4 protein-coding genes are annotated in these 2,282 nt (G+C 30.9%); all 4 read right to left on the reverse strand.

All coding sequences use genetic code 11. The annotated features are described in order from the left end of the window. Positions 1-18 precede the first annotated feature (18 nt). The 4 genes from VK998_RS03645 to VK998_RS03660 all read right to left on the reverse strand — a co-directional run bounded on the left by VK998_RS03645 (position 19) and on the right by VK998_RS03660 (position 2,196). A complete protein-coding gene (locus VK998_RS03645; protein WP_325225590.1) occupies positions 19-120 on the reverse strand; it encodes an XkdX family protein in 102 nt (33 codons plus the stop codon). A 1-nt stretch (position 121) separates the two neighbouring features. Further along, complete coding sequence (locus VK998_RS03650) at positions 122-496, reverse strand: hypothetical protein (protein WP_325225593.1); 375 nt, start codon at positions 494-496, stop codon at positions 122-124. Then, positions 456-1,523 (reverse strand): reverse transcriptase/maturase family protein, encoded by a 1,068-nt coding sequence (locus tag VK998_RS03655; protein ID WP_325225596.1) that lies wholly within the window; start codon positions 1,521-1,523, stop codon positions 456-458. Before VK998_RS03655 ends, VK998_RS03650 begins: the two co-directional genes overlap by 41 nt. Before the next feature lie 328 nt (positions 1,524-1,851). After that, the gene (locus VK998_RS03660) at positions 1,852-2,196 is read right to left on the reverse strand and encodes a four helix bundle protein (protein ID WP_325225598.1); all 345 of its coding nucleotides are present in this window, start codon (positions 2,194-2,196) and stop codon (positions 1,852-1,854) included. Between the last annotated feature and the right edge of the window lie 86 nt (positions 2,197-2,282).

Raw genomic sequence — 2,282 nt, forward strand, 5'->3', positions numbered from 1 at the left:
TCATAATATAATTTAGTTTTATCCCTCATAAATCTCCCCTACAATCTGTTCGTACTGTTCAGGCGTAATTCTCTCCATTCTCACTAAAAACTTATACAATCTTTTCTTTGCTTCACCCATTTTACATGCCTCCCATCAAAACTTCTTCCGTTAAATCAGCTAGTAGCTGTCTCAATTCATTATTTTCCTTTTTTAAAGCTAATAATTCTAAGCCTTCTCCTGCTATGTCTTCTATCACATAATCATTTGCGACACTATCAGATATATTTAAATTTTTAATTTCTTCTAACCTACTCAATTGTTCAGCTGTATAGGTAACCTCTGTTACTTCTACTAATGAAAAATTGTCGTGTATTTCAGCAAATTTATTATACCAAGCTACATCAGAAGTATATACTTCGCTTTCAACACCATTGTCAATAAATCTAACCTTATGTGTGAATAATTGCCATTCATTAGCTTGCTTTTGCACTAATATAAGATTTTCTTGCATCATCTATCACCTCTCTTTTTATTTTGAACACCTTTTTAATTTTACCATTTTTGAACCTCTTATCCACCAATTTTATATAATCAAATCTTTCTAATAATGATTGAATAAATTTATAACTATTAGCTAGATCCGCATGTCCAAGCCAACTATTGAGTATTTGTTCAACTTTTTCTATAGTTATTTCTTCTTCAATTAATAATGGCTTGAATTTTTTAAGTTTTTGTTTAATTCTTTTTTTGCTTTCGTTTCTAAGCAACATATGAGTAGGATAAATTTTAAAGCCTATAGCGTTTGCTCCTTGAGCAAGTGGAAATATTTTAGACTTGTTTTCATTCAAAACTAATCCTAATTCTTTTTCAACTTTTGCCCTAATTAGTTCCAATACTTCTTTAGCTCTTTCCTTGTTTTCGACTATAATAATTATGTCGTCCATATACCTAATATAATATTTTAGTCCTAAATTTCTTTTAGCATATTGGTCTACAACATTCAAATAAATATTTGCACATAATTGACTTAATGTATTACCTAAAGGCATACCTAATACGTCAATAGCATCTGCACTGTCAATTATTAAATATATTAATTCTAATGTTTCTTTTTCCTTTATTGTTTGAGCGATTAGTTCTTTTAATATATCCCTTACGATATTATAGAAAAATTTCTTTATATCTATCTTTACAATGAACGCCTCGTCGCCATATTCCCATTTAGCCTTACGCATAAAATGTTGTATTCTTTTAACACATCTATGCGTGCCTTTTTCGTCGATACAAGCATAACTATCATAAATAAATTTAGGATTATATATTTCTTTCAATACATTATTCATTGCCAATTGTACAACTTTATCTCTACAATGCGGTGCATTTATCCCTCTTACTTTTGGTCTAGTTACAACAAAGTTGATATAACCACTAAACCTATACGTTTTATTTTTAATCTCTGCTTTTAATTTGAGTAGGTTATAAACCTCATCCATAGCAAACTCTATAGCTTCTTTAGTATATTTGGACTTGCCTCTTAGCATTTTGTTTGATGATTTTTCTAAATTATCTATAAAGAGTATTTTGTCAATTAATTTGTCGATATCTCCGGTTCTCCTTTCTTTGGAGTGAGCGCGATACCATTGTTTATGTGTTTACACTTTTCGCAAGTGAGAGAATTGGGTTCTCTTGAATTTTATTTCAAGTGTAGTGACTACAACCGTAATCATAGCCATCGAAAATTTTTTAATTCAGGACTGGGCGCCAAGAATTGTTACTGTTCGTGTTCCAAGAATTGTTACTGTTCAAATAGGATGCACCGTTGTTACCACGATTCACACGACGCCATAATAGGCTAATCCTCGTTTATTTTTAACTTCTTATCCAACCACCAAGCATTTTTCCTATCTCAGTTAATTCTAAGGAAATCTGCCTCCCAAACTCTTTACCTATATATTTTTCATATCTTGCTAATCTAAAACATACTTTTAACATTTGCAAAAACGCATCTGCTGTTTGTAAATATACCTTGCGTTTACTTTTTACCTTATTTCCTAAGTGCATAAAAGCTAAGAAAATTATAAATAAAATAACTGTTATTTGCGACAATCTGTGCTTTTCATACTTAGGGTAATTTTTAATTGGTTTGTAAACTCTAAATAATAATTGTTCGGCTCTTTTATAAACTTCTAAATTTTCAATCGCTATTTTATTCACCTTCTTTTACCAGAGTCAGGCGTTGCCTTCGCAACGCCCATTGAGAGTACAGAGTTTAGAGTACTATTAAGACTGGGCACCAGGAA

This window comes from Schnuerera sp., from assembly GCF_035459645.1.
Classification (GTDB): Bacteria; Bacillota; Clostridia; order Tissierellales; family Tepidimicrobiaceae; genus Schnuerera.